The 23,829-nt window shown below is 64.6% G+C and carries 29 protein-coding genes; 21 read left to right on the forward strand and 8 right to left on the reverse strand.

Going from position 1 to position 23,829, the window contains the following annotated elements; genetic code table 11:
- Nucleotides 1-17 precede the first annotated feature (17 nt).
- The 11 genes from ACLV74_RS15830 to ACLV74_RS15880 all read left to right on the forward strand — a co-directional run bounded on the left by ACLV74_RS15830 (nucleotide 18) and on the right by ACLV74_RS15880 (nucleotide 9,011).
- Nucleotides 18-1,058: a sulfate ABC transporter substrate-binding protein gene (locus tag ACLV74_RS15830; RefSeq protein ID WP_411880353.1), complete on the forward strand. Its 1,041-nt coding sequence runs from the start codon at nucleotides 18-20 to the stop codon at nucleotides 1,056-1,058.
- Nucleotides 1,059-1,200: 142 nt separating this feature from the next.
- Complete coding sequence (gene ssuE / locus ACLV74_RS15835; protein ID WP_411880354.1) at nucleotides 1,201-1,800, forward strand: NADPH-dependent FMN reductase; 600 nt, start codon at nucleotides 1,201-1,203, stop codon at nucleotides 1,798-1,800.
- Nucleotides 1,801-1,930: 130 nt separating this feature from the next.
- Nucleotides 1,931-2,962 (forward strand): sulfonate ABC transporter substrate-binding protein, encoded by a 1,032-nt coding sequence (locus tag ACLV74_RS15840; RefSeq protein WP_411880355.1) that lies wholly within the window; start codon nucleotides 1,931-1,933, stop codon nucleotides 2,960-2,962.
- 22 nt (nucleotides 2,963-2,984) lie between these two features.
- Nucleotides 2,985-4,097 (forward strand): sulfonate ABC transporter substrate-binding protein, encoded by a 1,113-nt coding sequence (locus ACLV74_RS15845; protein WP_411880356.1) that lies wholly within the window; start codon nucleotides 2,985-2,987, stop codon nucleotides 4,095-4,097.
- Nucleotides 4,097-5,260, forward strand: coding sequence for an FMNH2-dependent alkanesulfonate monooxygenase (ssuD, locus tag ACLV74_RS15850; protein WP_411880357.1), 1,164 nt, complete (start codon nucleotides 4,097-4,099; stop codon nucleotides 5,258-5,260). Before ACLV74_RS15845 ends, ssuD begins: the two co-directional genes overlap by 1 nt.
- Before the next feature lie 14 nt (nucleotides 5,261-5,274).
- A complete protein-coding gene (gene ssuC, locus ACLV74_RS15855) occupies nucleotides 5,275-6,177 on the forward strand; it encodes an aliphatic sulfonate ABC transporter permease SsuC (RefSeq protein ID WP_411880358.1) in 903 nt (300 codons plus the stop codon).
- 20 nt (nucleotides 6,178-6,197) lie between these two features.
- Nucleotides 6,198-7,097, forward strand: a complete 900-nt coding sequence (locus ACLV74_RS15860; protein WP_411880359.1) for an ATP-binding cassette domain-containing protein — start codon at nucleotides 6,198-6,200, stop codon at nucleotides 7,095-7,097.
- Nucleotides 7,098-7,145: 48 nt separating this feature from the next.
- Nucleotides 7,146-7,361, forward strand: a complete 216-nt coding sequence (locus tag ACLV74_RS15865; protein WP_411880360.1) for a TOBE domain-containing protein — start codon at nucleotides 7,146-7,148, stop codon at nucleotides 7,359-7,361.
- Nucleotides 7,362-7,735: 374 nt separating this feature from the next.
- Nucleotides 7,736-8,101 carry a hypothetical protein gene (locus ACLV74_RS15870; RefSeq protein ID WP_411880361.1) on the forward strand — a complete coding sequence of 122 codons (366 nt, stop codon included), beginning with the start codon at nucleotides 7,736-7,738 and terminating at the stop codon, nucleotides 8,099-8,101.
- Nucleotides 8,088-8,336, forward strand: a complete 249-nt coding sequence (locus ACLV74_RS15875; RefSeq protein ID WP_074574576.1) for a hypothetical protein — start codon at nucleotides 8,088-8,090, stop codon at nucleotides 8,334-8,336. Before ACLV74_RS15870 ends, ACLV74_RS15875 begins: the two co-directional genes overlap by 14 nt.
- Nucleotides 8,337-8,453: 117 nt before the next feature.
- Complete coding sequence (locus ACLV74_RS15880) at nucleotides 8,454-9,011, forward strand: DsbA family protein (protein WP_411880362.1); 558 nt, start codon at nucleotides 8,454-8,456, stop codon at nucleotides 9,009-9,011.
- Here the strand turns inward: ACLV74_RS15880 and ACLV74_RS15885 are convergent.
- Together ACLV74_RS15885 and ACLV74_RS15890 are read right to left on the reverse strand one after the other, a co-directional pair.
- On the reverse strand, nucleotides 9,008-9,529 hold the full coding sequence (locus tag ACLV74_RS15885; RefSeq protein ID WP_411880363.1) for an N-acetyltransferase family protein: 522 nt from the start codon (nucleotides 9,527-9,529) through the stop codon (nucleotides 9,008-9,010). The genes ACLV74_RS15880 and ACLV74_RS15885 overlap by 4 nt on opposite strands.
- Before the next feature lie 125 nt (nucleotides 9,530-9,654).
- The gene (locus ACLV74_RS15890) at nucleotides 9,655-10,179 is read right to left on the reverse strand and encodes a hypothetical protein (protein WP_411880364.1); all 525 of its coding nucleotides are present in this window, start codon (nucleotides 10,177-10,179) and stop codon (nucleotides 9,655-9,657) included.
- Between the two features lie 201 nt (nucleotides 10,180-10,380).
- Between ACLV74_RS15890 and ACLV74_RS15895 the strand changes: the two genes are divergently transcribed.
- From ACLV74_RS15895 to ACLV74_RS15905, 3 genes are all read left to right on the forward strand, one after another.
- On the forward strand, nucleotides 10,381-10,704 hold the full coding sequence (locus ACLV74_RS15895) for a DUF6172 family protein (RefSeq protein WP_411880365.1): 324 nt from the start codon (nucleotides 10,381-10,383) through the stop codon (nucleotides 10,702-10,704).
- A gap of 93 nt (nucleotides 10,705-10,797) precedes the next feature.
- Entirely contained in the window at nucleotides 10,798-11,514 is a 717-nt protein-coding gene (locus ACLV74_RS15900) for a hypothetical protein (protein WP_411880366.1), read from the forward strand.
- 78 nt (nucleotides 11,515-11,592) lie between these two features.
- A complete protein-coding gene (locus ACLV74_RS15905; RefSeq protein WP_411880367.1) occupies nucleotides 11,593-12,114 on the forward strand; it encodes a type II toxin-antitoxin system PemK/MazF family toxin in 522 nt (173 codons plus the stop codon).
- Here ACLV74_RS15905 and ACLV74_RS15910 read toward each other — a convergent pair.
- Nucleotides 12,040-12,585, reverse strand: coding sequence for a DUF2846 domain-containing protein (locus tag ACLV74_RS15910; RefSeq protein ID WP_411880368.1), 546 nt, complete (start codon nucleotides 12,583-12,585; stop codon nucleotides 12,040-12,042). The genes ACLV74_RS15905 and ACLV74_RS15910 overlap by 75 nt on opposite strands.
- Nucleotides 12,586-12,771: 186 nt before the next feature.
- On the opposite strand from ACLV74_RS15910, the gene ACLV74_RS15915 reads away from it, so the two are divergent.
- The gene (locus ACLV74_RS15915) at nucleotides 12,772-13,206 is read left to right on the forward strand and encodes a DUF1801 domain-containing protein (protein WP_411880369.1); all 435 of its coding nucleotides are present in this window, start codon (nucleotides 12,772-12,774) and stop codon (nucleotides 13,204-13,206) included.
- A 61-nt stretch (nucleotides 13,207-13,267) separates the two neighbouring features.
- Nucleotides 13,268-13,672: a DUF1801 domain-containing protein gene (locus tag ACLV74_RS15920; protein ID WP_411880370.1), complete on the forward strand. Its 405-nt coding sequence runs from the start codon at nucleotides 13,268-13,270 to the stop codon at nucleotides 13,670-13,672.
- 113 nt (nucleotides 13,673-13,785) lie between these two features.
- Here the strand turns inward: ACLV74_RS15920 and ACLV74_RS15925 are convergent, their stop codons facing one another.
- The gene (locus ACLV74_RS15925; protein ID WP_411880371.1) at nucleotides 13,786-15,042 is read right to left on the reverse strand and encodes a DEAD/DEAH box helicase; all 1,257 of its coding nucleotides are present in this window, start codon (nucleotides 15,040-15,042) and stop codon (nucleotides 13,786-13,788) included.
- An 80-nt stretch (nucleotides 15,043-15,122) separates the two neighbouring features.
- Complete coding sequence (locus ACLV74_RS15930) at nucleotides 15,123-16,598, reverse strand: DHA2 family efflux MFS transporter permease subunit (RefSeq protein ID WP_411880372.1); 1,476 nt, start codon at nucleotides 16,596-16,598, stop codon at nucleotides 15,123-15,125.
- Between the two features lie 140 nt (nucleotides 16,599-16,738).
- Between ACLV74_RS15930 and ACLV74_RS15935 the strand changes: the two genes are divergently transcribed.
- Together ACLV74_RS15935 and ACLV74_RS15940 are read left to right on the forward strand one after the other, a co-directional pair.
- Nucleotides 16,739-17,710 carry an ornithine cyclodeaminase family protein gene (locus tag ACLV74_RS15935; RefSeq protein WP_411880373.1) on the forward strand — a complete coding sequence of 324 codons (972 nt, stop codon included), beginning with the start codon at nucleotides 16,739-16,741 and terminating at the stop codon, nucleotides 17,708-17,710.
- Between the two features lie 114 nt (nucleotides 17,711-17,824).
- A complete protein-coding gene (locus ACLV74_RS15940; RefSeq protein ID WP_411880383.1) occupies nucleotides 17,825-18,904 on the forward strand; it encodes a DSD1 family PLP-dependent enzyme in 1,080 nt (359 codons plus the stop codon).
- Between the two features lie 15 nt (nucleotides 18,905-18,919).
- Here ACLV74_RS15940 and ACLV74_RS15945 read toward each other — a convergent pair whose 3' ends face one another.
- Entirely contained in the window at nucleotides 18,920-19,708 is a 789-nt protein-coding gene (locus tag ACLV74_RS15945; RefSeq protein WP_411880374.1) for an extensin family protein, read from the reverse strand.
- A 154-nt stretch (nucleotides 19,709-19,862) separates the two neighbouring features.
- Between ACLV74_RS15945 and ACLV74_RS15950 the strand changes: the two genes are divergently transcribed.
- From ACLV74_RS15950 to ACLV74_RS15960, 3 genes are read left to right on the forward strand one after another with little or no spacing between them, the layout of a single operon-like run.
- Nucleotides 19,863-21,572 carry an FAD-dependent oxidoreductase gene (locus ACLV74_RS15950; RefSeq protein ID WP_411880375.1) on the forward strand — a complete coding sequence of 570 codons (1,710 nt, stop codon included), beginning with the start codon at nucleotides 19,863-19,865 and terminating at the stop codon, nucleotides 21,570-21,572.
- A 14-nt stretch (nucleotides 21,573-21,586) separates the two neighbouring features.
- A complete protein-coding gene (locus ACLV74_RS15955; RefSeq protein WP_411880376.1) occupies nucleotides 21,587-21,847 on the forward strand; it encodes a UBP-type zinc finger domain-containing protein in 261 nt (86 codons plus the stop codon).
- Between the two features lie 8 nt (nucleotides 21,848-21,855).
- The gene (locus ACLV74_RS15960; RefSeq protein WP_411880377.1) at nucleotides 21,856-22,593 is read left to right on the forward strand and encodes an AAA family ATPase; all 738 of its coding nucleotides are present in this window, start codon (nucleotides 21,856-21,858) and stop codon (nucleotides 22,591-22,593) included.
- A gap of 25 nt (nucleotides 22,594-22,618) precedes the next feature.
- Here ACLV74_RS15960 and ACLV74_RS15965 read toward each other — a convergent pair whose 3' ends face one another.
- Nucleotides 22,619-22,849, reverse strand: coding sequence for a hypothetical protein (locus tag ACLV74_RS15965; protein ID WP_411880378.1), 231 nt, complete (start codon nucleotides 22,847-22,849; stop codon nucleotides 22,619-22,621).
- A gap of 79 nt (nucleotides 22,850-22,928) precedes the next feature.
- Nucleotides 22,929-23,573: a glutathione S-transferase gene (locus ACLV74_RS15970; RefSeq protein WP_411880379.1), complete on the reverse strand. Its 645-nt coding sequence runs from the start codon at nucleotides 23,571-23,573 to the stop codon at nucleotides 22,929-22,931.
- Between the last annotated feature and the right edge of the window lie 256 nt (nucleotides 23,574-23,829).

Genomic DNA, 23,829 nt, shown 5'->3' on the forward strand with positions numbered 1-23,829 from the left:
GGAAAAGAGGAGCAACCATGACTTCACGCCGCAACTTTATCAATGTTTCCACCCGTACGGCCGCAGCAGTCGGTTTGGGTTTGACGCTGGCAGGGTCACTGCTGACGGCCCAGGCCCAGCCGGCCCCCGTGACGCTGCTCAATGTGTCCTACGACCCGACCCGCGAGCTCTACGTCGAATACAACGCCGCCTTCAGCAAGTACTGGAAGGCCAAGACCGGCCAGGACGTGACCATCAAGCAGTCGCATGGCGGCTCGGGCAAGCAGGCGCGCTCCATCATTGACGGCCTGGATGCCGACGTCGCCACGCTGGCCCTGGCCGGCGACACCGACGCGCTGGTCAAAAACGGGGGCTGGCTCTCGCCCGACTGGCAAAAGAAACTGCCGCACAACGCCTCGCCTTACACCTCCACCATCGTGCTGGCCGTACGCCAGGGCAACCCCAAGGGCATCAAGGACTGGGACGACCTGGTCAAGCCCGGCATCAACGTGATCACCCCCAACCCCAAGACCTCGGGCGGCGCCCGCTGGAACTACCTGGCCGCCTGGGAATTCGCCAAACGCAAATACGGCAGCGATGCCAAGGCCAAGGAGTTTGTCGCCAAGCTCTACGGCAATGTCTCGGTGCTGGACACCGGCGCCCGCGGTTCCACCATCACCTTCGCCCAGCGCGCCCAGGGTGACGTGCTGATCGCATGGGAAAACGAGGCTTACCTGCTGGAAAAAGAATTCGGCGCCAAGTTCGACGTGGTCGCACCGTCGCTGAGCATCCTGGCCGAACCCGCCGTGGCCGTGGTCGACAAGAACGTGGACAAAAAGGGCACGCGCGCCGTCGCCGAGGAATACCTGAAGTACCTGTACTCCGAAGAAGGCCAGGACATCGCCGGCAAGAACTTCTACCGCCCGGCCGTCTCGCAAAAAGCGATTGCCAAGTACGCCAAGCAGTTTCCCAAGCTGAACCTGTTCACCATCGACCAGGCTTTCGGCGGCTGGACCAAGGCTGATAAAGAGCATTTCGCCGACGGCGGCTCCTTCGACCAGATCTATTCGAAGAAATAGGCTCCCCCCGAAGCGGCCTCGGCCGCCTCACCCCAGGGGGCGCCCGCTGCGGCCCGGCAAAGCCGGTTCCGCGCCGGCACTGAATTGAAAAACTGTCACACCGCGCTTGGTTGCCCAGGCACTTCAGGGAAAACTCCAAAAAATGTCCGCGCAACAATCCGTATTGCTGATTGCCGGCAGCCCGTCCGAGCAGTCCCGTTCGTCGGCGCTGCTCGATTCGGTCAGCCACCGGCTGGCCCTGAGGGGCGGCTTGGTGGTCGACCGGCTCAACATCCGCGAACTGCCGGCCCAGGCGCTGCTGCTGGCGGAGTGGGGCCACCCGGCCATCATCAAGGCCATCGAACAGATCGCGAAGGCGCGCGCCATTGTGGTGGCCACGCCGGTCTACAAGGCGGCCTACAGCGGCTTGCTCAAAGTGCTGCTCGACTTGCTGCCGCAAACCGCGCTGAAAGACAAAACCGTGCTGCCCCTGGCCACGGGCGGCAGCCCGCACCACATGCTGGCGCTGGACTACGCCTTGCGCCCGGTGCTGCAGGCGCTGGCGGCCCGGCATATCCTGCCCGGCGTTTACGCCACCGATTCACAGGTGCCGCAGTCGGCCGACAAGCGCTACGAGGTCGGCCCCGACATTTCCGTGCGCCTGGACGACGCAGTGCTGACCTTGCTGGCCGAAAGCTTTCGGCAGCCTGCCACGGCAGGCTTTGAGCCGGTGCATTTTTCCCGGGTGCGATGTAGCGTCTGACGCCGCACCGGGAGCCCACGGCTCCCGATTCCCATGACGCAGATTTTGAAACCGCCTCGCAGGCGGCCGGGGAGGCTTTGCCTTTGATCGGCCGCATCCGGAAAAGACAGCTACCGAAAAGGACATGAACATGACGATCACTTCCACCGGAACACCCGGTACCGCCGACAACGCCGAGCAACCCGTACGCAAGGCCCGCACCTGGATCGACTTCCTCCTGAGCCTGGCGCTGGTCGCCTTGCTCGCAGGCGTCATCACCTTGCTGACGCTGCCCGTGGCGCATGCGCAGGACAAAGTGGAACTGCGCATCGGCTACCAGAAAGCCGCCAGCCTGTTTGTGCTGCAAAAAGCCCAGGGCACGCTCGAAAAACGTTTGTTGCCGCTCAACGCCACCGTGAAGTGGGTGGAGTTTCCGGCCGGCCCGCAACTGCTCGAAGGCCTGAACCTCGGCTCCGTCGACGTGGGTTATGTCGGTGAAGCGCCACCGATTTTTGCCCAGGCCGCCGGCGCCAAGTTCGCCTACATCGGCTACGACCCGGCCGCACCTGAAGCCGAAGCCATCCTGGTCCCCAAGGATTCGCCCGTCAAATCCGTGGCCGAACTCAAGGGCAAAAAAGTCGCGCTCAACAAGGGCAGCAATGTGCACTACCTGCTGGTCAAGCTGCTCGAGAAAAACCAGCTCAAGCTCAGCGACATCCAGGTCGTCTACCTGGCCCCCGCCGATGCGCGCGCCGCCTTCGAAAGCAAAAACGTCGACGCCTGGGTGATCTGGGACCCCTTCACCGCCGCCGCTGAAAAAGCCATAGGCGCGCGCGTGCTGGCCGACGGCAAGGGCGTGGTCAACAACTACCAGTACTACCTGGCCGAGCGCGGCTTCGTCGCCAAAAATCCCAAGGTCATCCAGGCCCTGTTTGACGACTCGGTGGAACGCGGCGTCTGGCTCAAGGCCAACCTCAAAAAGGCCGCCGAGCTGATCGCCCCGCTGCAAAGCCTGCCGGTCGACGTGGTCGAACTGAGCCTCAAGCGCTATGAGTTCAACGTCAAACCCGTGCCTGCCAGCGTGATCGCCGACCAGCAAAAACTGGCCGACACCTTCTTCGAGCTCAAGCTGATCCCCAAGGCCATTGCCGTCAGCGACGCCGCCTACAAACCGGCGCCCTGAGCGCCAAGGCCAAGGACACACCATGAACACCCTCACACCTCTCCAGCTGCGCCGCCGCTTCCTGCAGATCGCCGCCACCACCGCCTCGCTGTGGGGCCTGGGCCTGCAAGGCGCAAAAGCCCAGTCTGCCGCCAAGGTGGACAAAGCCCCCGAGCAACTGCGCATCGGTTACCAGAAGTCCGCCGTCAACCTGGTCATCCTCAAGCAGAAAAGCGTGCTCGAAAAGCGCTTTCCTGCGACGAAGATCACCTGGGCCGAGTTCCCGGCCGGCCCGCAGTTGCTCGAAGCGCTGTCGGTCGGCAGCCTGGAGTTCGGACTGACCGGCGATTCGCCGCCCGTGTTCGCGCAGGCTGCCGGCAAGGACCTGCTCTACGTCGGCGTCGAGCCGCCCAAGCCCGACAGCTCGGCCATCCTGGTGCTGGGCGATTCGCCCATCCGCAACCTGGCCGGCCTCAAGGGCAAAAAAATCGCGCTGCAAAAAGGCTCCAGTGCCCATTACCTGCTGGTTCGCGCGGTCGACAAGGCCGGCCTCAAGTGGGACGACATCCAGCCTATCTACCTGGCGCCCGCCGATGCGCGCGCCGCCTTTGAGCGCAAGAGCGTGGACGCCTGGGCCATCTGGGACCCGTTTTACGCCGCGACCGAGCTCGCCATCAAGCCGCGCGTGCTGGCCACCGGCCGCGAACTGTCGAGCAACAACTCCTTCTACCTGGCGTCGCGCCCCTTTGTCACCCAGCATGCGCAAACGCTGGCGGTGCTGCTCGAAGAGTTGAGCCGCGCCGATGCGCTGGTGCAAAGCGACCGCAAGGAGGCCATCAAGCTGGTGTCCGAATTCAGCGGGCTGGATGCCGGCGTGGTGAGCCTCTTTATCCAGCGCCGGCCGGTGTCGCCGGTAGGCCCGCTCAATGCCGCGGCGATTGCCGACCAGCAGCGCGTGGCCGACGCCTTTTTGCGCCTGGGGCTGATCCCGCGCGCGGTCAAGGTGGCCGACATCGTCTGGAAACCTGAGATTCCCCCCCGAAGCGGCCTGGCGGCCGCCTCCCCCCAAGGGGGCGGCCACCAGCAGCCCGGCGAAGCCGGTTCTGCGGCGGCCACTGGTACGCGCCTCGCCAGCGCATCAAAAAGGAGTTCGTGATGCAGGTTTTCTGGTTCATCCCCACCCACGGCGACAGCCGCTACCTCGGCACCGGCGAAGGGGCGCGCGAGGTCAACCACGACTACCTCAAGCAGGTCGCCCAGGCGGCAGACACCCTGGGCTATGAAGGCGTGCTGATTCCCACCGGCCGCTCCTGCGAAGACCCGTGGGTGGTGGCCTCCAGCCTGCTGCCCGTCACCAAAAACCTCAAATTCCTGGTGGCCGTGCGCCCCGGCCTGCACCAGCCCAGCCTGGCCGCGCGCATGGCCGCCACCTTCGACCGGCTCTCGGGCGGGCGCCTGCTGATCAACCTCGTCACCGGCGGCGACCAGGCTGAACTCGAAGGCGACGGTGTTTACCTGGACCATGCCCAGCGCTATGAACAGTCGGCTGAATTCATCCGCATCTGGCGCGAGATTCTGGCGCGCAGCCACGCCGGCGAAAGTTTTGACTACCAGGGCGAACACCTGAGCGTGAAGGGCGCCAAGCTGCTTTACCCGCCGGTGCAAAAGCCGCATCCACCGGTGTATTTCGGCGGATCGTCGGCACCGGCGCATGAGCTGGCCGCCGAGCAGGTCGACACCTACCTGACCTGGGGCGAGCCGCCCGCCGAAGTCGCCAAAAAAGTGGCCGACGTGAAGGCGAGGGCGGCCAAACACGGCCGCACCGTCAAGTTCGGCATACGCCTGCACGTCATCGTGCGCGAGACCGACGACGAAGCCTGGCGCGCCGCCGAAAGCCTGATCAGCCGGCTGGACGACGACACCGTGGGCCGCGCGCAGGCAGCATTCTCTCGCATGGATTCGGAAGGCCAGCGCCGCATGGCCGCCTTGCACGCCGGCGGTGGCAAGCGCACGCGCGCGGAACTGGAAATCAGCCCCAACCTCTGGGCCGGCGTGGGCCTGGTGCGCGGCGGCGCGGGCACGGCCCTGGTGGGCGACCCGCAAACCGTGGCCGCGCGCATCGAGGAATACGCGGCCCTGGGCCTGGACACCTTTGTGCTGTCGGGCTATCCGCACCTCGAAGAGGCTTACCGCTTCGCCGAACTCGTGTTCCCGCTGCTGCCGCGCAAGCTGCGCCAAAAACTCTCCGGCCGGGTGCTCAACGGCCCCTTTGGTGAAGTCGTCGCCAACGACTACCTGCCGCGCGTGTCGCAAAGCTGAAACGGAGCCCTCCCATGACAGATTCCACGCAAGTCCGTGAACTCCAGGTGACCCCGGTGCCCGACACCGTGGATGCGCCGGGGCTGGGCTTTTTGCCGCTCGCCGCCGGTTTTTCGCTGCCACGCATCCAGTACGCCGCCATCCTGCGCGACATCGGCCAGCGCCTGCTGCCCTGGGTGGTGCCGGTGGGGTTGATCGCTTTGTGGCAGATCGCTTCCTCGCTGGGCTGGCTGTCGACACGCGTGCTGCCGGCGCCGTCCGAAGTCCTCAAGGCCGCGTGGACGCTGTCGGCCTCGGGCGAGTTGTGGACGCATGTCAAGGTCAGCGCGGGCAGGGCGCTCGCGGGCCTGGCCATAGGCGGCGGGCTGGGCCTGGCCTTCGGCCTGCTGACCGGCTCGGTCAAATTTTTTGAAACCCTGCTCGACTCCACCATCCAGATGGTGCGCAACATCCCGGCGCTGGCGCTGATCCCGTTGGTAATCTTGTGGTTCGGCATCGACGAGACCGCCAAACTGTTCCTGATCGCGGTGTCGGTGTTCTTTCCGATCTACATCAACACCTTCCACGGCATCCGCAACGTGGACCCGGGCCTCATCGAAATGGGCCGCACCTACGGCCTCACGCGCTGGCAGCTTTACCGCGAAGTCATCCTGCCGGGCGCGCTGTCATCCATCCTGGTGGGCCTGCGCTTTTCGCTGGGCCTGATGTGGGTGATTTTGATCGTGGCCGAAACCATCTCGGCCCAGGCCGGCATCGGCTACCTGACCATGAATGCCAGAGAGTTTTTGCAGACCGACGTCGTGCTGGTCGGCATCCTGCTCTATGCCTTGCTGGGCAAGCTGGCCGACGTGTTCGCGCGCGGGCTGGAGCGCTACTGGCTGCGCTGGCATCCCGGTTACCAGAGTGTTGCGGCCTGAACCGCCTGAGGAAACGCACCATGCTGCATCCCCAAACTTCTTTTGAATCTTCCCAGGCCTATCTCGCGGCGGAGTACGGGCGGACCATCGGGCCTGACCCCCTGCCGCCGCAAGCATCGTCTTTGCCGCAAGACCGCGGCGTGCGCCTTGAAATCCGCGGCCTGTCCAAACGCTACGGCAAGCGCCAGGTGCTGCAGCACACCGAACTCGTGATTGAACCCGGCGAGTTTGTCGCCATCGTGGGCCGCAGCGGTTGCGGCAAATCGACCCTGCTGCGCCTGGTGGCCGGGCTGGAAGCCGCCACGCAGGGCAGCATACGCCTGGACGGGCAGGACGTGACCGGCCTGCGCGAAGACACCCGCATCATGTTCCAGGATTCACGCCTCTTGCCCTGGCGCCGCGTGATCGACAATGTGGCGCTGGGTTTGCCTCGCAGCGCCCACGGCGCCGCAGCCAACGTGCTGGCCCAGGTCGGTCTGGCCGACCGCCAGCCCGACTGGCCGGCGCGCCTCTCGGGCGGGCAGCGCCAGCGCGTGTCGCTGGCCCGGGCCCTGGTGCACAACCCGCGCCTGCTGCTGCTCGACGAACCGCTGGGCGCGCTGGACGCTCTGACCCGTATCGAAATGCACCAGCTCATCGAAGGCCTGTGGCAGCGCAACGGTTTCACCGCCTTGCTGGTCACGCACGACGTGCAGGAGGCTGTGGCGCTGGCCGACCGCGTGATCCTGATCGAGGACGGCCGTATCGCGCTGGACGAGCGCGTGCGCATCAGCCGGCCGCGCGAGCGCAGCGACCCGCTGTTCGGCCAGATCGAAAAGAAGATCCTTGACCGCGTGCTGCAGCAGCCCGGCGAGGCGATTTCACCGAGCGAGCCGCTGTGGCCCAACACGCCTGTGCACGGCGTGCGCTGGGCGGTTTGAGCTTTTACCCTTTCACCGATTTTTCAACCAAGTTCCAGGAGAACCTTTATGTCCATCCAAGCCATCAACGTCCGCAACCAGTTCCGCGGCAAGGTCAAGGAAATCATCCGCGGCGACGTGGTGTCCGAAATCGACGTCGAAACGCCCTGGGGCATCGTGACCTCGGTCATCACCACGCGTTCGGTGGACCAGCTCGAACTGGTCGTCGGCAGCGAAGTGGTGGCGCTCGTCAAGTCGACAGAAGTTTCTATCGCGAAGCTTTAAAACCGGCCCTGCCCGCGGCGGCAAGGCTGCTGGTCAGGCCCCTGGCGCATAGCCCGGCTGGGGAGTGCCCGGGATCCGCACAGGGCTTTACAGACATCCGCTATCAAATAAGTAGCCCCAAATGCGGTGCCCATTGGGATACCACTGCTTCGGGCCGAAATGGATCGCCCTGGAAGCCCGTAAAAATCCGCAAGCCGGGTAAAGGGAAGGGCCCTGCGCTTCTTTTGCGGTAAAATAAGCCTCCAACCCACGGCGGACAAGCGTCACCAGCTATGGAAAATATAGCGTACAGGGCTGATCCAGGCTAGGCCCAAACGGGCATCCTGGCCGGTCATGGCGCTTGATTTTGGGGAAGGAAGCCCCAAATTCACTGCATGAACGCCACACATCCTCACCCCCACAAAACCGACCTCACGGTCACCCACGTGCTGGCCGAGTTGCTGGAGCGCCTGGAGCACAGCGCAGTGCCTGTAGGCGCTGAGCAATACCGCTCCGTCGTGCTGCACCTCGTCAACGAACTGGGCGACGTGGAACCGGGCACGGCGCTGGGCGCGCTGCTGGACACCCATCCGGCCGCCGCCGAACTCTATGAAAACGTGAACTACCAGTACGCGGGCCTGTGCCGGTCCGCACTGGACGCCTCGCTCGCCGCCGAGCAGCAGGCTAAACAGGCCATCGACAAGGCCATGAACCGTCAAAACCCCCAACCGAAGGAAGATCCATACCATGGCAAGAGCTGACGCCAAAACCGCCGTCCTCGCAGACGGCCTGCGCTACAAGTCCAAGGTCTCGGGCTCCCCGTTCGCCGCCACCACCTCGTTCGGTGCGGCCACCATGTCGTGCTTTATGTGCGGCAAGCACCGCGCCCGTTCCCTCATGGGCACGCGCAAGGTGCTGGGCAAGTCCCAGGCCGTGTGCTCGCCTTCCTGCAAGGCGCTCGACGAAGCCCTCGAGAACGCGGCCAACCAGGGCTGATCCGCACAGCCTGTTTCACTGTTCTTTGCCTTTGGCCCCGTGGCATCTTGATCACGCCACGGCCAAGGGCGCATACTGTGCCAACCCATCGTTGCACAGTTGAAGAAAGGTGATTCCATGGCCTCCCTGCCCACGCCGGACCCGGTACTTGAACCTGACGAGGCCATAGACCACATACGCGGCCGCGCGTCCGCCCCGGTCACGCTGGTCGAATACGGCGACTTCGAGTGCCCCTCCTGCTTTCAGGCCTACACGGCGCTGAAAGTGATGCTGCCGCACTTCGGTCAGCAACTGCGCTTTGTCTTCCGGCACTTCCCGCTGCGCGAAGTGCACCCGCATGCCGAACTCGCCGCCGAAGCGGCTGAGGCTGCAGGCGCCCAGGGCAAGTTCTGGCCCATGTACGACTTGCTGTTCACCCACCAGCAGCACCTCAAGGACAAAAACCTGCTGGAGTACGCCGCCCAGGTCGGCCTGGACATGGCGCGCTACCAGAACGAGATGAGCGACCACGTCTACCTGCAGCGCGTGCAGGAACACATGCAAAGCGGCCGCCACCTGGGCGTGCGCTCAACGCCGGCGTTTTACGTCAACGGCGTGTTCTGCGATGTGTCTTTCGGGCTTCAGCACCTGCATGAAGCCATCGACAAGGCTTTGGGGCAGTCCGGCCAGGCTTAACCGTCGACCGGTTGCAGCGGTGTCTTCAAGGTTTTCTGCAGGAAAGTCAGGTCCAGCCAGCGGCCGAACTTGAAGCCCGCCTGTTTGATCGTGCCGCAGTGCTCAAACCCCAGGCGCTTGTGCAGTTCGATGCTGGCCGTGTTGTCCAGGTCGATGGCGCCCACCACCGTGTGCATGCCGTGCTCTTCGGCCTTGGCAACGATGGCCTCCAGCAGCGTGCGTCCCAGGCCCCGGCCGCGACAGCTTTTCTCCACATAGACGGAATGCTCGACCGTGTACTTGTAGGCCGGAAATGCGCGAAACGTGCCGTAGCTTGCAAAACCCAGCAGCTTGCCCGCGTCGTCCTCCATCCCTATCACCGGAAAGCCATTGCTGCGCTTGGTCGCAAACCAGGCCACCATGCTTTCGGGCGTGCGCGGCTTGTAGTCGTAGAGCGCCGTTGAATTGACGATGGCCTCATTGAAGATGGCCAAAATCTGGCTTGCGTGGCGTTCTTCGGTGCAGAGCACGGGATGCATGGGAATTCTTTCGGGCAGCGGTGAAGGCTTGGAGCCGGATGAGGCCCAATGATAGGGTGCCCGGGATCATCGGACGTGGCAGCGCCCCAAGGGTTCCAAACCCTTGGGCGAATCGGGGCAGGGGCTTAGACGGCGGCCGAACCGGGCAGCGGCACCGCCTGTGCCGCATTCCGCGCGCGTATGCGCCGCACCTGCAACGCCGCACCGATGATGTAGAGCAGCAAGAGCACACCCGTGGCGGCCTTGAGTTCAGGCGCATCGGCATTGGGCAGCAGCGGCGCGCCCAGCGGCAGGCGCGTCGAGGTCTCGGTGATCGCCGGGATCATGTGGAACACCAGGGTGATCGAATAGCTCAGCGTCTCGACATAGGCCGAAGCGCGGCCCAGCACCTTGGTGTTGCCCGCGACCCAGGCAATGCCCAGCACCAGCAAGGTGATGATGCCCAGCGCATGCGGCTTGCCGAAGCCGCCGTGCTGGAAGATGCCGAAACCCGTGAGGCAGGTCAGCACCGTGGTCCAGATGTAGACCTTGCCCAGTGTGGACGCGGCAATGATTTCCTTGTCGCGAAAGAGGGCGATCAGGGCGGCCGCGACGGCCACCAGGCTGATGGCGGTGTGGATCACACCGAGGTAAGTCAAACCATAGATCATCGGAATCTCCTTGTGCCCTGCACGCCAGGGCCGTGGGGTTGAACAAGCCGGCGTGGGGATAAAGCAAACGCCATGCCGCGCCGATTGTGGGCCCCGCCGCCGCTTTTGCCTACGGTTTTGCCGCTGTGCCCCGCTACGGCCCGATAATCGGTAGCACACCGTGGCCGCAGGGCGCCGCGCATTCAGACCAAAGTACTCACCATGAAAAAAACATTCCAGCTCAAAGTCGAAGGCAAAAACCGCGAGCGCCTGCTCGAAGCCGCCAAGCACGACATCCGCAAATACCTCAAACGCGAACGCGCCAAGGCCCTGCCCAAGGAAGTGGATTTCTGGGACTTCGATTGCAAGTCGGGCTACAGCGAAGCCACGGCGGCCGTCGTCTCCGTGGCCGACCTGATCAAGTCCATCGACGAGATCGTGAAAGACGGCGGCGAGCAGTTTTATGTGGAGGTGCTGGCCAAGCCCGGGGTGAAGGTGGCGCGGGTGCGCAATGAGGGTGAGGATGATTTGACGGATGGGGAATAAGCGACGCCGTTTCAAGCAGCCGCCCGCCCAAAAAAGGGACCGCTTGGTGCATCCCCTTCTGTCTCACTTTATCTCCCGATACTGCCATCCACTATGAAAAAACTCCTTCTTGCGCTTTGCACCGTGTCTTTCCTGTTGCTGACGGGGTGCGCCGCAACCCGCCTGACCGATGAGGCCGAAAAACAGATCAAAACCATTGCGGTCATCTCCTTGGTGCCGGAGAAAGCAAATTATGAAAAGATTGGCCTGACCGTGTTCAACAACGAACGCGGCGAAATTGATATGGGCGACCAGATCAATTCGACCATCGAGTCCGTCGCGACCAAGCGGCTCGCGGTCGCTCGCCCCACCTGGAAGGTCGCCACGGTGTCCTATGACCGCGCCGCGCTGATCAAACGACTGAACGCCACGAACATGGTGATGGCGTACAACGAAGAGCGGATCGAAAAAGAACTGGCCGAGATCATTCGCGCCAATCGCCTGGATGCGGTGATTGTTGTCAGTGCCTATAAACCGGAAAACAGCCACGGTGATGGGGTGGGCGTTCTGCTGCGGACGCTGAATGTTTCGTCCATCCAGAATGCCTACGCCCACAGCAACCTAAGCCTCAAAATCATGGACCCCAAGGGGCAAATCATTGCCAGAAGTCCCGCCCAGTCCACGTCCAGGCGCATTGACCCGGCGGCCTATGGCATTGGCTACAGCTTGAGCGGCAACTTCAGCCCTGAATTGATTGCACGGCTGCGTGCCGACATCACGGAAAACCTTGCGCAGACGGTGAACCAGAAGCTTGAAGGGCTGGGGATGTAAACAGGCCTGGCTGCGTCGCTGCTGCTGCCTGGTTTCGCAAACATGCCGCTGAATGTCTGAGGAGAGAAAGCACCATTGATGGACAGAGACGTACAGGCCCTGCAAGGCCCTTACCCAGACACCCTCAAACAGGGCGACATCTTCTGGATTGAAGCCGACCCCTCACGCGGCGCCATCCCAGGCTCCCCGCATCCCCATGTCATCGTGCAGGACGACGTCTTCAACCGCTCCCGCATCAGCACCGTCATCGTCTGCGCGCTGACCTCCAAGCTGAACCGCGCGACGGAGCCGGGCAATGTCTTGCTGGAGCCCGGCGAGGGCAATCTGGAGAAACAGAGCGTGGTGGTCGTGTCGCAGGTGTCTTCGGTTTACAAGACGCGGTTGGGCGCGCGGATCGGATCTTGTCGGATGAACGGGTTCAGCAGATACTGGCCGGGATGCGGTTTCTGCAGGCGTCTTTTCTCAATCGATAGTTTCGACCCCGCAGGCCGCTTGGCCAACTCAAGTGGTGGCCAGACCGGCAATTCATCGCGGTTCAATACTTACGTTCTTGGGCGGAACAAAGGAACACTGGTAAATAGCGCCGGGCGGCTCGGTTAATTCCTCGCTTGTGACCTTGGCGCCATAGGTCACCGTCGTCACGATGACGCCAAGTTTCCCGGCGAGATTCACGTAGTAAGACTTTCCGGCAACCGCGGACAGAGTCGTACTCGCGTTGAGAATAAGGCCGTCCAGGCCAAGCGAAAACGCTCCGTTCCAGTCGGTCTTTACGGTGTAGTTGCCGGGCTTCAGTTTCAGCACTGTGTAGCTGTTCGTGGGCAGCTCACTGACGACCACGTCGTTGACTTTGACGTCGGGCTTTCTGAGATAAGGCGCCGTGTCCAGTCGATAGACGTAAACCGTCGCGACGTCATCGGAACGCGGTGCCGGCGTAAAGGATGGGCCTTTTTGGCCGGTGGCGCAGCCCTGCAAAAGCAGGAGTGCGCCCAGGGCCGGGAAGGCCACAAGCCGCCAGGCACTCGCCCAGCGCAGAAGGTTGTGGGATGCGGCGGGGAGGCGAGAGATGTTCATAGGGCTTGAACTATAGCTGGCGTTGGGAAGCAGGACGGCTACCCTGTCGGTTTGGCCGTTGCCGCATGAAGTCGAGAAATCCCCTCAGTTTGCGCAGCCCGTGCGTGCGGCTTGAGTTGACAGCCAAATCACCACCGGGGTATGGTCTGCCGACACCCTTCGACAGCCAGACCTGGAGTGAACGCAATGGCGAAAACGCCTGAGACGGCAAAGATCGCAAAGACCACCTTGCTCGCAGGCGGCAACCCGCAGATCGCAAAGGGTGAGGGCGACGCCTCCGTGCAGGCCTACATCGCGGCCATGCCGGGCTGGAAGTCCGAGGTTGGGCGCCGGCTTGATACGCTCATCGTGCGCACCGTTCCCGGCGTGCACAAAGCCGTCAAATGGAACTCGCCGTTCTACGGTATCGAGGGCCAGGGCTGGTTCCTGAGCTTCCATTGCTTCACGAACTACGTCAAAGTGGCTTTTTTTCGCGGCACGCCCTTGCGCCCTGCGCCACCCGTGGAGTCCAAAAGCCAGGACACGCGCTACATCCACATCCATGAGGGCGGGCCGCTCGACGAAGTACAACTCGCTGCGTGGGTGAAGCAGGCCAGTGAGTTACCCGGCGAAAAAATGTGAGGGTAAGCAGCCAGCGGCTACGCGGCGCGAGACAAGCACCATCAAGAAAGCGGCAACAAACATGACCAAGGCCCAAAAAGATTCCGCGGAAACCAGGAGCGAGGAGTCTCCCTCCAAACAGATAGACGCAAAGATCAAGGAACTGGGTGATTGGCGCGGCGAGACGCTGGCCCTGGTCCGGGCGTTGATCAAGCAGGCCGTCCCCGGCGTGGTCGAGGAATGGAAGTGGAGTGTGCCGGTGTGGTCACACGGCGGAATCATCTGCACCGGTGAGACCTACAAAAAAGCCGTGAAGCTGACCTTCGCCAAGGGCGCCTCGGTAGAGGATCCTTCAGGCCTTTTTAACGCGAGCCTCGAAGGCAATACTCGGCGCGCGATTGATATCCATGAGGGCGAAAAGATTGACGAGAAGGCCTTGAAGGCGCTGGTGCGTGCGGCTGCGGCGCTGAACAACAAGGCTCGTTAAGACTCGCATAAATCACGACAACTCTCCTTGCCGTTCGCCCTGAGCTTGTCGAAGGGGCTTCGACAGGCTCAGCCCGAACGGAGTGGTGTCTTGAGTTACGAAAATATCAATGGTCAGCTTTTTTCCACCGCCGCCCGCAACTTGTCCTTCTTGCTAGGCCGCTTCCCCTTGATCCCACCCGTCCCCGCAGGGTCCGCCGGGTTCACCACCGCCACTTCCACAGGCTCAAAGCCCGCGACTTGCTCACGCGCTACCGTGATGCCCAGCCGCTTTTCAATCAGCTTGAAATGCGCCTCGGTGGCAGCGCTCACAAAGCTCACAGCCACACCCGATTCCCCGGCGCGGCCGGTGCGGCCTATGCGGTGGGTGTAGTCGGTCACGGAGCGCGGCAGGTCGTAGTTGACGACGACCGGCAGTTGCGCGATGTCTATGCCGCGCGCGGCGACGTCGGTGGCGACCACGACCTGCACGGCCTTGATCTTGAAGTCCTGCAGCACCTGGGTGCGTTTGCCCTGGCTCAGTTCGCCGTGGAAGGGCTCGGCTTCGATATGGACTTTTCGCAGCTTGTCGGCCACGATTTCGGCCGCGTGTTTGGTGGCGACGAAGACCAGCACGCGTTCCCATTTTTCGGTTTGCACCAGGTGGCGTAGCAACTGGGTGCGGCGGGGTGCGTCGACTTCGATCGCGCGCTGGGTGATGTCGGGGATGGCTTGCTCTACCGGCGCGACTTCGACGCGCAGCGGATTGCGCAGCAGGCTTTCTGCCAGGGCTTCAATCGCGGGCGGGAATGTAGCTGAGAAGAACAGGGTCTGGCGCTTGGTTGGCAACAGGGCCAGGATGCGGTTCAGTTCTTCGCCAAAGCCCAGGTCCAGCAGGCGGTCGGCTTCGTCGAGCACCAGGGCGGCGGTGGTCGACAGGGTCAGGGCGTTGTGGTCTATCAAATCGAGCAGCCGCCCCGGTGTGGCGACCACGATGTCGGCGCCGCCGCGCAAATTCATCATTTGCGGGTTGATGGAGACGCCGCCGAACACAACGGCCACTTTCACGCGCTGCGGCAGGTATTTGGCAAAACTGACGATGGCCTCACCGACCTGCGCGGCCAGCTCGCGCGTGGGCACCAGGATGAGTGCGCGCACGGGCCGGTGGCCGGTGGGCGCGGCCGTGGTCGTCAGCTGCTGCAGCAGCGGCAGCGCAAACGCGGCCGTCTTGCCGGAACCTGTCTGGGCCGAAGCCACGAGGTCTCGGCCTTCGAGGATGACCGGAATGGCGGCCTGCTGGATGGGCGTGGGGGCGGTATAGCCTTTTTCGTCCAGGGCGCGCAACAGCACGGGCAGCAGCGCGGGCGAAAAGCCCAGTTGGGAAAATGGCATGGGTGGGTGTGGAGGAGGGTGGGGAGGGCGCGGTGTTGGCCGCGCGGGGCGGGCGTGCAAGGCCGCCGGAAGCCCCAAGTTTAAGCCCGCGCGCTTTCCGGGCGGGCCGGGGCCAGAAACAGCAGCGCGCAGGCCGAGGCGCCCAGCGCGCACAGCACACAAGCCAGCACCACCCAGCGAAAGGCGTATACCAGCACTTCAGGCGAAGCCGACTGCACAGTCCCGCGCAGCGCGGCGGCAAACACCACGCCCAGCAGGGCCACGGCCAGCAGGCCGGCGATGCGCGCGACGGCGTTGTTGATGCCTGAGGCGATGCCGGCGTGTGTCGCCGGCACGGCGTTCATCACGGTGGTGGTCAGCGGCGCAACGGCAATCGTCATGCCCAGGCCCAGCACCACCATGGCGGGGAAGAAGCCGGCCCAGTAAGGCCAGCCCACGCCGGGCAGGGCCAGCAGCGCAAAACCCGCGGCCGCCACGGCCGGCCCGGCCATCAGCATGCGGCGCGCGCCGAAACGTTCGGTCAGTTTGGCGGTGGCGGGTGACAGGAAACCCAGCAGCAGCGACAGCGGCAGCAAGCTGGCGCCCGCGGCGGTGGCGGAATACTTGAAGGCGCCTATCAGCACAAAGGGCAGGAAGAACAGCGCGCCGCTGAGCGCGAAGTAGAGCAGCAGCGTCAGCAAATTGGTGCCCACAAAATCCCGCGACTTGAACAGACCCAGCGGCATCATGGGCGCGCGTGTGCGGGCCTGCACGACCACAAAGGCGACCAGCAGCGCCGCGCCGAGTGCAATCGGGCCCAGCACGCCGGCGGCCTGCCAGCCGCGCTCGGGCGCCAAAGTCAGGCCGTAGGTCAGCGCGCCCAGGCCGCCGGCCACCAGCAGCACGCCGGGCCAGTCGAGCTGCTGGGGCGCGTCGGGGTCGCGGCTGTCGGGCACGGCATACAGCGCCAGCCACACGGTGGCCACCGCCATGGGCACGTTCAAAAAGAAAATCGCGCGCCACGACACGGCATCGACCAGCCAGCCGCCCAGCACCGGCCCGGCCGCGCCGGTGATCGCCGCCCATGCGGCCCAGGTGCCTATGGCCTTGCCGCGCGCCTCGCCCTCGAACACATTGCCGATGATGGCCAGGCTGGCCGGCACCAGCAGCGCCGCGCCCACACCTTGCACGGCGCGCGCCGCGATCAGCGCCAGCGGCCCGGGCGCCAGGCCGCAGGCGACCGAGGCGGCGGTAAAGAGCGCGATGCCCATGATGAAGACCTTGCGGCGGCCAAAGCGGTCGCCCAGCGAGCCGCCCACCAGCACCAGCGAGCCCAGCAGGAGTAAATAGGCATTGATGACCCATTGCATCGCGGCCAGCCCGCCGGCCGAGTCGCCGGCCAGGTCGCGCTGGATGGCGGGCAGGGCGATGTTGACGACCGAGCCGTCGATAAAGGCCATGGACGAACCGAGCACCGTCGCGGCCAACGCCAGGCGCGGATGCGCGGTCGCACCCCAGGCACCGGTCTGGGCGCGGATGATGCCTTCGTCACAAGGGGCGTGCGGGTTGCCGGGCATGGGATTTCCTGCGGTGAGATTGGAGGGTGAATTTGACAAATTGTCTGGTAATGGATAATATTTCCAGATGACGACACGCCAGGCGCAGCCACCGCACAGACCCCCATCCTGCCAGTTTTTGATGTTCAAGGGCGAGCAACATGCCGGCTGACGCGCGCCTGCTGCTGCTGGCCAAACACGAGGTCGAGCAACTGCTGGTGCCGGGCGACGTGCTCGAAGCGGTGCGTGAGGCTTTTTTGCTGCACAGCGAGGGTGAAGGCCGGGTGTTTCCGGTGGTGCGCGAGGCGCTGCCCACCGGCGGCGTGTTTGGCATCAAGTCGGGCAGCATACCGGCGCAAGGCGTGCTGGGTTTCAAGGCCGCGGGCTTCTGGCCCGGCAACCGCCAGGCAGGCGGCGAACCGCACCAGGCCACGGTGATGCTGGTGGACCCGGCCACGGGCCGCCCGCTGTGCGTGATCGACGGCAACGCCATCACCACCCAGCGCACCGGCGCCGCCGGCGGCCTGGGCCTGCTGCAGCTGGCGCGGCCCGGCAGCACGCGGCTGTGCCTTTTCGGCGCGGGTGTGCAGGCGCAGGTGCAGCTGGAATTTGCGCTGCGGCTCATGCCTTCGCTGCGTGAAGTGCGCTACCTCACGGCCGACGGCAAACCGAATCCCGGTTTCGAAGCAAAGTTTGCCGGCCGCTGCAGCATCACCCACACGCTTGACGCCAACGCGGCCGTGGCCGACAGTGAAGTGGTGATTACCGCCACGCCGGGCAAAGGCCCCTTGTTTGACCTGCAGGCCGTGCAGCCCGGCACGCATTTGACCTGCGTGGGCGCCGACACCAAGGGCAAACGCGAGGTGCCAGACGGCCTGCTGGCGCGGGCCCGCCTGGTGGTGGACGACCTCACGCAGGCGCGGCAGATCGGCGAAACCCAGTGGGCGCCCGAGACACCCGCCACCGAACTTGGCGACCTGCTCACGGGCAAAGCCAGGTTCACACGCCAGCCTGCCGATATCACCGTTTTTGACATGACCGGCCTGGCGCTGCAGGACCTGACGGTGGCGCGCCTGCTGTACACGCGCGCCCCGGCCGCGGGCCTGGGGCAGAGCATCAACTGGCCCTGGTGATTGCGCTGAATAGATTTAAAAACATAGCCCGGAGATTTCCCTTTGACCGCCACGACCCCCTCCCACCCCCTGGCCGCGCTGGACACGCCCGCCGCCGTGATCGACCTGGCGCGCATGCAGCGCAACATCGCGCGCATGCAGCAGCGCATGAACACGCTGGGCGTGCGCTTCCGGCCGCACGTCAAGACCAGCAAATGCGCACCCGTGGCGCGCGCGCAGCTTGCAGCCGGCGCGCAGGGCATCACCGTCTCCACCCTCAAGGAAGCCGCGCAGTTTTACGCCGACGGTTTCAAAGACATCCTGTACGCGGTCGGCATGGTGCCGGCCAAGCTGCCGCTGGCGCTGGCGCTGCGGCGCCAGGGCTGTGACCTCAAAATCATCACCGACAGCGTGGCTTCGGCCGAGGCGATCGCCGCCTTCGGCCGCGAGCACGGCGAAAAGTTCGAGGTCTGGATTGAGATCGACAGCGACGGCCACCGCTCCGGCATCAAGCCCGGCGAGGCCGCCTTGCTGGACGTGGCGCGCGCGCTGCATGAAGGCGGCATGCTGCTGGGCGGCGTGATGACGCATGCCGGCTCCAGCTACGACCTCAACACGCCCGAGGCGCTGGCCGCCATGGCCGAGCAGGAGCGCGCCGCCTGCGTGCAGGCCGCCGAACGTGTGCGCGAAGCGGGCTTTCCCTGCGCGGTCGTCAGCGTGGGTTCCACGCCCACGGCGCTGTCGGCGGCGCAACTGGCCGGTGTGACGGAAGTGCGAGCCGGCGTGTATGTGTTCTTCGACCTGGTGATGCACAACATCGGCGTCTGCGCGACCGGGGACATCGCGCTCAGCGTGCTGACCACGGTGATAGGCCACCAGGTGGACAAAGGCTGGGCCATCGTCGACGCCGGCTGGATGGCCATGAGCCGCGACCGCGGCACGCAAAAGCAGGCGCACGACTTCGGCTACGGCCAGGTCTGCGACGCCGACGGCGTGTTGCTGCCGGGCTATGTGCTCAGCGGCGCCAACCAGGAGCACGGCATCCTCTCGCGTGAAGGTGCGCCGGACACGGACATCGCCACGCGTTTCCCGGTCGGCACGCAGCTGCGCATTTTGCCCAACCACGCCTGCGCCACCGGCGCGCAGCACCCTGAATACCATGCGCTCGCGGAAAGCGGCGCGGTCCATACCTGGCCTCGCTTCTACGGCTGGTGACTTTCGCGGGCTTGCTCAGCGGCACATGCTGTAGCCGCCGGTTTCCAGGTGAAAGTGGTCCTTGTGCACCGCGTTGTAGTCCGGGCCCAGCACACCCTTGAAGTATTTGCAGGCGCCGCTGTGGGCATCACGCAGCAGCAGTTCCCGGGGGGCAGGCGCCGTGGCGGCGTCTTCGTCAGGCCAGTCTTTCAGCACCGTGATGCGCTTTCCATCCGCCAGCGTGAAGGCCGAAATATCCAGCGCATTGGCCGTGGCGTGGCGGCTGCGCGCGCGGGCCGGCGCATTGGGCGGCGCGCCTTCACCGCGGTTCACGTTGCGGCAGGCATAGCTGCCCAGGTGGTCCATGCCGGCCACACGCTGGCCCATGTGCAGTTGCGCCGCGGGCTGCAGCGCATGCCTTTCCCACATGAAAAAACTCAGCGCCATCGGGCAACTGAGCGGCAGCGGCGCACCTATGCGGATGGCCGCCGTGCGCAGCCGCACCGCGTTCTGGAAGCCGCAGCCGTCGCCGGTGCTGCGGTCGGGCAGGGTGTCGTACTGCATACCCGTGGTGGCCAGCGCGGCCAGGCAGCGCGCCGGGTCGTTGCGTGCGCGCGAAAGTTTGTAGCGGGTCAGCAGGCCGGGCTGCGCCATCACGTCCAGCGGTGCCCAGGGGTTCAGCTGCGGGGGGACGTGGACCATGCCGCTGTAGACGCCCCAGGCCCCGGCGGCGATGGCGCTCCACACCAGCAGCGCCAGCCAGCGGCCCCAGCGCAGGGGCCTGGCAGGCGGTGTGTCCGTTGTGGGGAGGGGGTCCAGGGGCATGCCTGTTTATAGCCGAGGCGCCCCAAGCCGGGTTTGCCACGCGCAAAAGTTTGTAGCAAGCGTCATCTGGCTCGCCAAGCCGGCACCGAATCCGGCATCATGGAGGCATGGGCGTCACATTCCCTGATGCCCCCCACGCGCACCGGAGTTCCTGATGGCTGACGACCCAAACCCAACCCCCACGCCCCCGCTGGCGGAAAGCCGCCGGCACCAGATGTTCCCCGTGCTCAGCGCTGCGGAGATCGCGCGCATACACCGCTTCGGCACGGTGCTGCATTTCCGCAAAGGTGACAGGCTGTTCGCCGCCGGCGAGCCCGGCCCCGGCATGTTTGTGCTGCTCAAGGGTTCGGTCACCATCACCCAGCGTGACGGCCTGGGCCACGTGGTGCCTATCGTCACCCAGGGGCCGGGCCAGTTCCTGGCCGAGGTCGGCCAGCTCTCGGGCGCGCCCGCGCTGGTCGACGGCCATGCCGAGGACGACGTCGATGCCCTGCTGGTGCCGCCCGGCCAGTTGCGCGCGCTCATCATTGCCGAAGCCGACCTGGGCGAGCGGGTGGTGCGCGCGCTGATCCTGCGTCGCGTGGCGCTGATCGAGGCCGGCGCCAGCGGCCCGGTGCTGATTGGCCGGCCGCAGTCGGCCGCCGTGGTGCGGCTGCAAAGCTTTTTGAACCGCAACGGCGAGCCCAACCACGTGGTGGACATTGCGCAGGACGCCGATGCCGCCGCGCTGATGGAGCAATACGGCGCCGCCGCCGGCGACGTGCTGGCCGTCTGCCCTGATGGCTCGGTGCTGGTGAACCCTACGGAAAACCAGCTGGCGCGCTGCATGGGCATGGTCGACACGGCTGAACACCCCGAGCTGTTCGACGTGATTGTGGTCGGCGGCGGGCCCGCGGGCCTGGCGACCGCGGTGTACGCGGCCTCCGAAGGCCTGCAGGTGATGGTGCTGGACTGCCGGGCCTACGGCGGCCAGGCCGGCGCCAGCGCGCGCATTGAGAACTACCTGGGTTTCCCGACCGGCATCTCGGGCCAGGCCCTGGCCGGCCGCGCCTATGTGCAGGCGCAAAAATTCGGCGTCGAAATGCTGATCCCGGCGCAGGCCCAGTCGCTGGACTGCGCGGCCAAGGCCATCAAGGGCGAGCTGCATGTGACGCTGACCGACGGGCGCGTGCTGCGCGCCAAAACCGTGGTGGTGGCCAGCGGCGCGCGCTACCGCCGGCCCGAGGTACCGCGCCTGGCCGAGTTTGAAGGCCGCGGCGTCTGGTACTGGGCCTCGGCGCTGGAGGCCAAGATGTGCAGCCAGACCGAGGTGGTGCTGGTGGGCGGCGGCAATTCGGCCGGGCAGGCGGCGGTGTTTTTGTCGCAGCACGCGGCCAAGGTCAACATGCTGGTGCGCGGCCCCAGCCTGGCGGCCAGCATGTCGCGCTACCTGATAGACCGCATAGACGCCACGCCGAATATCGAGCTGCTGCCGCACACCGAGGTGGTGAAACTGCACGGCGACGGCAACACGGGCCTGAACGCCGTCACCTGGCGCAACCGCCAGCGCGGCACCGAGCACGACGCCGACGTGCGCAACGTTTTCCTCTTCGTGGGCGCCGACCCGGAAACCGGCTGGCTGGACAGCTGCGGCGTGGCGATTGATGCGCACGGCTTTGTGCGCACCGGCGAGAGCGTCACCTGCAAACATTCCGACTACAAACCCGCGCCGCTGGAAACCAACATCCCGGGCCTGTTCGCCATCGGCGACGTGCGCAGCGGCTCCGTCAAGCGCGTGGGCGGCGCGATAGGCGAGGGCGCCGCGGCCGTCGCGATGATCCACCAGCACCTGGCGGCGATGGAGCGCGCGGCCGTTACCACCTGAAAGGAATTCAACAAATGCGTATCAAACCCTGCAGCCACGTCCCCGCCGAGATCCATTCACCCAACGGCAAAGGCTGCGAAGAGTGCCTCAAGATGGGCGACACCTGGATGCATTTAAGGCTGTGCGTGCACTGCGGCCATATCGGCTGCTGCGACGATTCGAAGAACCAGCATGCCAGCAAACACCACGCGGCGACGGGGCACGCGGTAATCCAGTCCTTTGAACCCGGCGAAAGCTGGATGTGGTGCTACGACCACCAGCTGCAGGTGGGGTAGTCAAAAAGATGATGCTCGCACCACGGCCTTATCTTCAACAAGCCTCGATTCGTTCTGATGCGGAGATTGATCTGGACAGCTATCCGTACAGCATTCCGGCCGTGCGGGAAATCGGGGAGCTCAAGTTTCATCCCGATGTCACGTTCTTTGTCGGAGAGAACGGTGCAGGGAAGTCCACTGTTCTTGAAGGCATTGCGGTAGCGCTCGGTTATGCCCCCGAAGGCGGTACCCGAAATGTCCGGCTTTCAACCACCGATTCGGTATCGTCACTGCATGAGAATCTCCGTCTGGCGCACAGTTTTCGAAAGCCCAAGGACGGATATTTCCTTCGAGCTGAGAGCTTTTTTAATGTGGCGACTTATATGGACGAGGTGGGCTATCTCGACGGCTATGGCAACCGCTCCTTGCACGAACGTTCGCATGGGGAAGCATTCATGGCCTTGTTGACGCACAAGTTTCGCGGCAATGGGCTCTACCTGCTTGATGAGCCCGAGGCGGCGTTGTCGCCCAACCGCCAACTCGCGGCGCTCTCAGCCATACATCAGCTTGTTCAGGAGGAGTCGCAATTCATCATTGCAACCCATTCTCCTATCCTGTTGTCCTACCCGAACGCAAAGATACTGCTGTTTGATGGTTCGGGAATATCGGAAGTCCAGTATGAAGACACCGAACACTTTGCCGTCACGCGAGATTTTTTGAACAACTATCCGAGGCGGCTGGAGCAATTGCTTGCGGATGAAGAATGACTTGGCTTGAACTGCAAACCGTCATTCATCGTGGCTTGGTGTAGTCCATGGTGGCCACCATCACCGGGCTGGACTTCGGGCTGCGTTGCCAGTGCTCGTCAGCCGTTTTTTGAACCGCCTCCTTGTCGTAAGCGCCTTTTGAGAGATCGGCCCAGACATGCACATAGGCCCGGCACCAGGCATCCCTGGCCTCGTTGATGTTTTCCTCGGAGAGTTCGGGGTTCGGCTCCGGAGCGGGATGGGGATCTGGCGGCATAAAGACATCCTAGCGGGCAGGTGCCGCCGCGTCCATCCCGGAAATCGCCTCGGCGTGTCAGCCGGCATGCCGCCGGGCATCAAGGATTCTGGTAAACCTTGTCACTGTGCGGCGCCGCCGAGAACTCCGGCAACTGTTCGGCCCGCGCCGAAAACTCGCGCAAGGCCGGGTAGTCCGCCGCATTCACCACCTCGGGCAGCATGGCCTGCGTGAAGTGCCAGGCAATGCCGGCGGTCACGCCGTCTTGCCCCATGGTGTCGCTGCTCACGGCCAGCGGTTTGCGCTGCAACTCCGACTCGAGTTCGCCATAAGCCGCCAGCAACTGGCTGGTCACGCGCGACACCCAGGGCTGGTGCAGTTTTTCGGCGGGGCGCAGGTGGCGCTCGTAGACGATCTGCACGCTCTTTTCGCACGCAGCCAAGGCCAGGCCGATGACACGCAAGGCCTGCTGACGCTCGGCCAGGGTGGAAGGCATCAGGCTTCGGCCGGCCGGCGCCTGCGCCGCCAGCGCTTCGGCGTAGTCGATGATGAGCGTCGAATCCATCAATACCGTGCCGTCGTCGCAGACCAGCGAGGGCGCCTTGACCACCGGGTTGATGCTGCGGAATTTGTCAAAGGTGCTGAACACCGAGACCGACTGGTGTTCAAACTGCAGGCCCAGTAGCTGCAGGGAAATGGCTACGCGGCGGACGTAGGGCGAGTCGAGCATTCCGATGAGTTGCATTTGGGGTCCTTTTGAGGCTGCGCGCCTCGGGCGAGTGGGGTGTCATCGTATCAAGGGTTGGGGGGCCGGGTCTTGCGCCGGCTTGCGCGCCTCGCCCTCTGCATGGGCTTGCTGGCCGGGTCTCGCCCCGGCGGGCGACTTACTTTCTTTTGCTTCGCCAAAAGAACGTAAGCAAAGAAAAGGCGACCCTGGTTGCTGCGTCCCTTCGCTTCGCTACGGGCAACCTGCGGTGCTCGGTTCAGGCGGGGTCTCGCTA

The organism is Polaromonas sp. YR568, assembly GCF_943369415.1.
GTDB lineage: Bacteria > Pseudomonadota > Gammaproteobacteria > Burkholderiales > Burkholderiaceae_C > Polaromonas.